Source organism: Gemmobacter denitrificans (genome assembly GCF_036964905.1).
Taxonomy (GTDB): domain Bacteria; phylum Pseudomonadota; class Alphaproteobacteria; order Rhodobacterales; family Rhodobacteraceae; genus Gemmobacter; species Gemmobacter denitrificans.
Window position 1 is genome coordinate 1 of record NZ_JBALHR010000035.1, and the last position, 6419, is coordinate 6419.

The 6419-nt window shown below is 54.8% G+C and carries 5 protein-coding genes and 2 pseudogenes; 5 read left to right on the forward strand and 2 right to left on the reverse strand.

The window, feature by feature from the left end; genetic code table 11:
- From V6590_RS20540 to V6590_RS20550, 3 genes and pseudogenes are all read left to right on the forward strand, one after another.
- Positions 1-327 (forward strand): annotated as a pseudogene (locus tag V6590_RS20540) (hypothetical protein); the annotation flags it as partial.
- On the forward strand, positions 317-871 hold the full coding sequence (locus tag V6590_RS20545) for a formyltransferase family protein (RefSeq protein ID WP_335425580.1): 555 nt from the start codon (positions 317-319) through the stop codon (positions 869-871). The pseudogene V6590_RS20540 and the gene V6590_RS20545, both read left to right, overlap by 11 nt.
- Positions 872-970: 99 nt before the next feature.
- A complete protein-coding gene (locus V6590_RS20550; protein ID WP_335425581.1) occupies positions 971-3253 on the forward strand; it encodes a hypothetical protein in 2283 nt (760 codons plus the stop codon).
- 648 nt (positions 3254-3901) lie between these two features.
- On the opposite strand, the pseudogene V6590_RS20555 reads toward V6590_RS20550, so the two are convergent.
- Positions 3902-3991: pseudogene (locus V6590_RS20555) on the reverse strand (IS5/IS1182 family transposase); the annotation flags it as partial.
- Positions 3992-4155: 164 nt separating this feature from the next.
- On the opposite strand from V6590_RS20555, the gene V6590_RS20560 reads away from it, so the two are divergent.
- Positions 4156-4518: a hypothetical protein gene (locus V6590_RS20560; protein ID WP_335425582.1), complete on the forward strand. Its 363-nt coding sequence runs from the start codon at positions 4156-4158 to the stop codon at positions 4516-4518.
- Positions 4519-4607: 89 nt separating this feature from the next.
- Here V6590_RS20560 and V6590_RS20565 read toward each other — a convergent pair whose 3' ends face one another.
- Positions 4608-5054 (reverse strand): DUF3806 domain-containing protein, encoded by a 447-nt coding sequence (locus tag V6590_RS20565; protein ID WP_335425583.1) that lies wholly within the window; start codon positions 5052-5054, stop codon positions 4608-4610.
- A gap of 400 nt (positions 5055-5454) precedes the next feature.
- Between V6590_RS20565 and V6590_RS20570 the strand changes: the two genes are divergently transcribed.
- Positions 5455-5970, forward strand: a complete 516-nt coding sequence (locus V6590_RS20570) for a hypothetical protein (protein ID WP_335425584.1) — start codon at positions 5455-5457, stop codon at positions 5968-5970.
- The last annotated feature ends 449 nt before the right edge of the window (positions 5971-6419 follow it).

Here is a 6419-nt window from a genome sequence, read left to right on the forward strand (position 1 = left end):
GCCCTTTGGGGACACCCCGAGGCGTTGTGCTTCCGCGACGACTGCAGTGATCGCGGCTTCCATGGCTTTCTGCGCATACCCCTCTTCGGTGGATATGGCCTTGCCATGCCGACGCTGTTCCATACCTCGCATCCCGGCCTTGCCGCTGCCCTGCGCCGCGATCCGCTCTGGGCGCAGGTCTCGGCCAGCCTGATGGGAGCGCACAAGGCGCGCAGCTGCGCCTCGATCCAGCGGGCAGCGGAGCGGAAGGGCCAGATCGGTATCGGTTCGATGTCGGGTTATGGCGGGCACTTCCGCGCCGTGCAGGGGTTCCGCTATGTCGAATAGGCCGCCCCGCATCGCGCTCTTTGCCACCCGCTGGCTGGGGGCCGAGGTCCTGACCCGGCTCCACGCCCGGGGCCATGATCTGGCGCTGGTCACCACGCAGGCAGAGGATCGCAGCGCCAAGGCCGCCCGTGCCCGGGCCATCCCGGTCGTGGCCAAGCCCGACCAGGTGCCGCTGATCCCCGCCGATTTGCCCTGGCGGCCCGATCTGATCCTCTGCGCCCATGCCTTCCGCATCCTGCCCGACTGGCTTTTGCAATGGTCACGGCTGGGCGGCATCGGCTATCACCCCTCGCTCCTGCCCGCCTATCGCGGCCGCCATGCGGTCGCGGACGCGATCACCGCAGGCCAGCGATTTACCGGCGGCACGGTCTATTGGCTGACCCGCAGCATCGATGCCGGGCCGACTGTGATCCTCCATTCAAACCCCCTTCAAACCCGGGTTCAAATCCTGGCCAATGAAACCGCCCCCGAACTCTGGCGACGCGCCCTCGCCCCGCTAGGGGCAGACCTGTTTCTTGAAGCAGTGGACGGGATATTGGGGTGACATGAAGCGGGCGGGGGAAACCTCGCCCCTTTTGTCATTGGGCACAGCTTGACGCAGAAGCCGGAACGCCTCTACCAAGGTTTATTGGCGGAGCGTCTCATGCAAGACACGGTTGTTGTTCTATTGCACGGCATTCGAACATCGGGCGCATGGCAGTCCCGCGTGAAGCATATCTTCGAGATGGAAACCAAGGCGACCGTCATTCCGGTCAAATACGGCTATTTCGATATCTTCCGCTTTCTGATCCCCAGCGAATCCATCCGGGGTGGCCCGGTAGCCAAAGTGCGACGCGAACTTCAGCAGGTGCTGAAGGATCATCCCGGCCGCAAGGTGATCGTATTTGCCCATAGTTTCGGGACCTATGTCATCAGCCGCATTCTTAGCGAAGAGGGCGATATCCATATTGACCGGCTGGTTCTGTGTGGGGGTGTTGTCGATCCCAAATTCGATTGGCTTCGTTTCGGTAAACAGGTCAATGGATACATCTCCGGCGGGGATCGCATCATCAACGAATGCGGCACCCTGGACATCTGGCCGGTTCTTGCCCAATCACTGACCTTTGGCTTCGGCGCCTCTGGCACCTTCGGCATGGGAACCGGCGGTGTGCGCGACAGATATCACCCGCTGCGGCACAGCGGATTTTTCGAAGAGGAGTTCATCCGCCGTTACTGGCTGCCGGTCTTGCGCGACGAAGAGACCGAGCCAACCACCGTAGATGCCAAAGGTGCGTCGCATCCGTGGTACTTCTGGCTGCTTCGGGCACCGTTGAAACTGCCGCTTCTGCTGTTGGCGGTGATCTTCTTCTTGCTGGGCGCAGCCTTCTTCGCGCCTGAGGTCGATATCAAGCCCGAGGAATTGGCAGAACTGGTAGCGGCAAAGACCCAAAATGAACAGACGCGCGCCGAATTGGCCCAGGTCACCGGGGAATTGCAGTTCACGCACGGCCAGATCACCACTTTCCTGAGCCTGCTTCTGGCAAAGAACATCCCCGAGGCCGATTGGGCGAAAGAGCTGATCACCGCCAAGCAGGCATTCGACCAGGCGCAGGTGGAGTTGGAGCGTCTGCGCAAGCTGACAGCCGATACGCCCGAGATTCAGGCGCAGTTGGATCAGGCCCAGAAGGCCTTGGCCACCGGCGATCAGTTCGATCTTGATGCGGCACAAATCGCCCTACGAGATGCCCGTCAGACCTATGAAACGCAGATAATGGCCCGGCGGCATGAAGAGAACCGCGTCATGCTGTCACTGCTGACAACCGAGGCGGAACTGGCCGAGGCAAAGTTTGAACGACAAATGGCCGCTGGGCTTTGGCTGAAGGCCGCAGGGTATGAGGAGGGAGGGCCGCGTGTGGTGATACTCGAAAGGGCGGGGCAGGCTGCCTTGATTGCGGGCGACCTCCATATTGCTGAACTAGCCTTCCGGGACGTGGGTGATACCTCAAAGCGGATGCTGAATGGCGTTTCGGACGATCCTGAATGGCAGCATAACCTTGTCGTGAGCCATTCGAAGCTTGGCGATATCGCTCTTGCTCGCGGAGATCTGGCGGGTGCTGAGCGGGCTTATTTGGCTGGGCTTGAGATCGCAAAGCACCTTGCGGAGACCGAACCCGATAATGCCCAATGGCAGCGCAATCTGTCGGTTAGCTATAATAAACAGGGAGATATCGCCCGTGAACGCGACGATCTAGAGGGAGCCGAGCGCGCATACCGGCTTGGGCTTGAGATCGCGCAGCGCTTGGTTGACCATGATCCAGAAAAACGCGAATGGCAGCGCGATTTGGCGATAAGCCATGAAAGACTTGGTGAAATTTTCCGTGCGCGGGGCGATCTAGAGGGGGCAGACCGAGCCTATAGAGCTCGGCACGAGATAGCGCAACGTCTTGCTGAGGGCGCCCCAGGAAGCACGGTCATGCAGCGTGATGTGGTCGTAAGCTACATCAAACTTGGTGATATTGCCCTAGCGCGGCGCGACCTGATCGGAGCCGAAGTCAATTATCGGGCTGGGCTGGAAATTGCGAGGCGCTTGGTACAGCGCGAGCGGGACAATAGCGAACTATTGCGCTCTCTTTCGGTAAGTTATGTCAAAATGGGAGATGTCGCCCGGTCGCGTGGTGATTTGGTGGAAGCAGAGCGCGCCTATCACTCTGGGTTGGAGATCACGCAGCGACTGGTAAAGGCCGAGCCGGGCAATAGTCAGTGGCAGCGTGATTTGTTTATGAGCTTTGCCAAGCTGGCGGTGGTTGATGCGGCACATGCCAGTCAGTATTTGCAGCAGGCTATCAGTATTGCATCTGCTTTGGAAAAAGAAGGCAAACTGGACACCACTGACGCCAAAATTCTCAGGATTATGAACGACACAATGCGCAAGTTGAAGGGCGAGTGACAGGATAAAGCCATCGGCAAAGGACGTTCGGTCGACCATTGCTTTGACCGGTACAAAATTGAGGCGCACGTCCTCCAGGCAACGTCCCTACCGATCAAGCAAGCGGTCTGTCCTGTACGCAGGGCAGCCGTGATCCGCAAAATCGTTCTGCTGCAAGTTCTTGTGTCAAACTCTGCAGGTTTGCGTGTCACGCTACAGTTACTGTGGTTTGACAAGGATACCTGCAGACACGTGGGAACATCCGAAAAAGGTACGGAATTGACCGAAAACCATTGGAAATCAGAAGCTTGATTTCTGGATGCTCCCACGTTCGATCAAAGTTAAAAGTCACGACCTATGCCCCTAAATCGGTCATAAGTGGACTTATGTAAGATTTCGGTCGGCTAAGGACGGCGCCCGGAGAGCACCGTTTAACCTACTGATAAATGGGCAATTTGACGCCGTGGGCGGCTCAGACGAACCAGAAATCGGTCCTGGGGGTGGCATCCGAACATGCAAATTTCGCCGCAAGTGGCCCCGGGCTGTTGCATGTTTGAGAAGTCGAATATTTTCAGATGCTTGAGAAATTCGGACGGGTGACGGATCCAATCGAACATGCAACCGAAATGGCTGTCTTTGACGTGCACTCGGCCCATGCGCAGCGCCAAGCTTGTGCCCATTCGGATGGCGGACTGCCCGGATGAAGCCCTCAAAGAATGCCCATTCGTCGTCCGACATCAGGTTGCGTGCCAAGGTCACCTCCCACGTAGAGATGATCTTGAACTCACCCGGCCGCCGAAGGGAATCCGTTTTGTCAACACTTCCTGGAGAACCCTATCTTGACAAGCTGCCGCCAGATAAGCTCGTTTTGCGCGAGCAGATGCGACGCATAGTGCTTTAACTGAACGGTGATCGCGATCATGATGAAATACTACATCAAGCTGTGGCCCTATATAGATGTTATTGCATCAACCTCTATTTTTATCTCGATCTTGAGTATCCTGCATAAAGATCAATTGCCCGCAGCGTTCGGCCTTGCATTTTGCTATCACGCGGTCATGTGGAAAATGCGATCCGCCTTATCGATAATCCCAATAAACCCATTCGAGTTCACAAGAAAAGTTAATGACCAATTTATTCGCGCAAACTCATTGCTTGGTGCGGTCATCTTATCTGGCTATTACGTCAAATCGCATCCCACGCTGTTAATTGTCAGCGCCGCGGCTTATGCCGCATTTGCAATGTACTGGGTCTACATGGAGGAAGAGTGCAAAAATGGAAGATGAAATTGATCTCAAGGAAGAACTTGGTATAGAGGATCCTGGGCACCTATCTGAAGATATAGCCGATTCTGCTGGACCGTTTTGGGGCACCCTTAGGGATTTCGCAGCGCAGGATGCGTGCCATGCGCTACGGCATTAAGGTCGGACACATGTGCCTCAATCAAAGGAGCAAGCCGAATCGCCAAACGATCATGCAGGCGTTGTGTCAGCATTCGGGTCGGAAAAGAGAATATCGGCTTGTCCGGCCACTTCAATGCCAGCCCAAACCAGTCCATCTGATCCTTGGTCACCCATACCCATTGCATGCCGGTCGAGCAGGCAACTTGGTCTCCAAACCCGACACCCAAAGCCAGCACTGGCCCATATTCTTCCAGTGCGCCAAAGCTTACGTCCCAGTCCTGTTGCAGACACCAATCATAAAGCGCCTGTAACTCAGGCGCTTCTATCACTTCGGCTCCACTCAGCATACTCGCAAGAATGGTGCGCCCCTGCATGGCATAATCCATGTCTTCGGGTGTAAGGTGACGCCATTCAGTCATGTGAACCTTGGGTGAGGGGAGCGATTCGATATTCCGCAAGTGCGCGAGACCTAGCGCAAAGTTCGCCTGATTTTTTGCACGGTACAAGGGTTTTTCGTCCCGACCAACGTCTGCGGTCACGTAAGCTGTAGGAAAGGGCGGATCAGGTCTGGAAGCCGCCTAGTATAACGCCTAGGAGAGTTGTCTGTTTCCTGTTCGGTTTGCGCTATTATCGTTGCAAGCAACCGCGTAGTGGTGATGATCGAGAAATGACGGTAAGTCTTGCTGAGGAGAGCGAAGTTTATGAAGGAATCGATATGGACTTCTGCGTGAATGTCGAGCAAGCGGGATCAGGTCTCGATTTTTCCTCTATTTGTGAGAAGTCTTGTGAAACATATTATCGGAAAGAAACGGTCTTGCAATGAAACAGTCCTTTTGGTTGTGCGCGTCTGCGGTATTGGCGTTTGTCATGTCAATTTTACAGGGTGCCTTTGGCGCGGCCTATGCGCAGACGGACGCAGAGAATGGTCCTTGCGGTAGCGTTTGGAGGCCATATGTTGAAAGAATTGGTGCAATTCTGCGTGAGAAGAAAGAACCCGCCCCTCCAATCCTATTTGTATCGAGGGATGGGGAGGTTTTTGATTGCTTCGACATTGGATATTCTCAACAACGACTGGAGAGCTTTGCGCTTTCACAAAATTTGTTTCAAAAGTTGTTTCCTCAATGGGATCGTGAAAAGGAAATTAATCCAGACGATGAGGTTTGGCCGGACAATGTTTGTGCAGTAATGGTGCCGATTAGACTTCATGAAGACGGTTATGTTGCCGTTCATCTCCCTGTAGATGGGCAAGTATTGGATACGCAAAGGTGCGCTCAAAACGTCTTCATGCCAATACAAGATTCTTTCTGGGAAACTGCAAATAGGATTGCGCAATGATCGCAAAGACTGCACATGTTGACCAAGCGTAAGCTGGTGCATCTGAGAGTCTTTGTAAATGGCGTTTCAAGCGAGTACGCATCTGTAGTCAGGAACATACTGTGCCAAATCTAGGGCTTTGGATTTGGCTGGAAAGCGAGGGTTCTGATGAAAGCAAAGATATTAGTTTTATCCGTTCTTCTTTGCGTGGTTCTATTCCACGTGTCAGGTCTGCTGTTCGCGGAACCACCACCAAAAAGCCGGTACTCAGCAGTGATATCTGACAGTATCTTGGGTGGTCGCGGGTTCTCCTTGTCTAAGGAAGTCTGCGACGGATGCGGCGTCGTGTGCTTGAGCGGTCCAGATTCATTTCCGCATGGTATGTTGGAGGCATGAGCTACTCCCCGAAAATCGGACAGTGACGGAAGCTACGATCTGAAGTCTGCTGATCTCCAAGCACGAGGAGATCA

Bases quoted from the DNA above. Each gene is read 5' to 3' on its own strand.
- V6590_RS20570 (WP_335425584.1), top strand. From the start codon at position 5,455: ATGAAACAGTCCTTTTGGTTGTGCGCGTCTGCGGTATTGGCGTTTGTC.
- V6590_RS20550 (WP_335425581.1), top strand. From the start codon at position 971: ATGCAAGACACGGTTGTTGTTCTATTGCACGGCATTCGAACATCGGGC.
- V6590_RS20565 (WP_335425583.1), bottom strand. From the start codon at position 5,054: ATGACTGAATGGCGTCACCTTACACCCGAAGACATGGATTATGCCATG.
- V6590_RS20560 (WP_335425582.1), top strand. From the start codon at position 4,156: ATGAAATACTACATCAAGCTGTGGCCCTATATAGATGTTATTGCATCA.
- V6590_RS20545 (WP_335425580.1), top strand. From the start codon at position 317: ATGTCGAATAGGCCGCCCCGCATCGCGCTCTTTGCCACCCGCTGGCTG.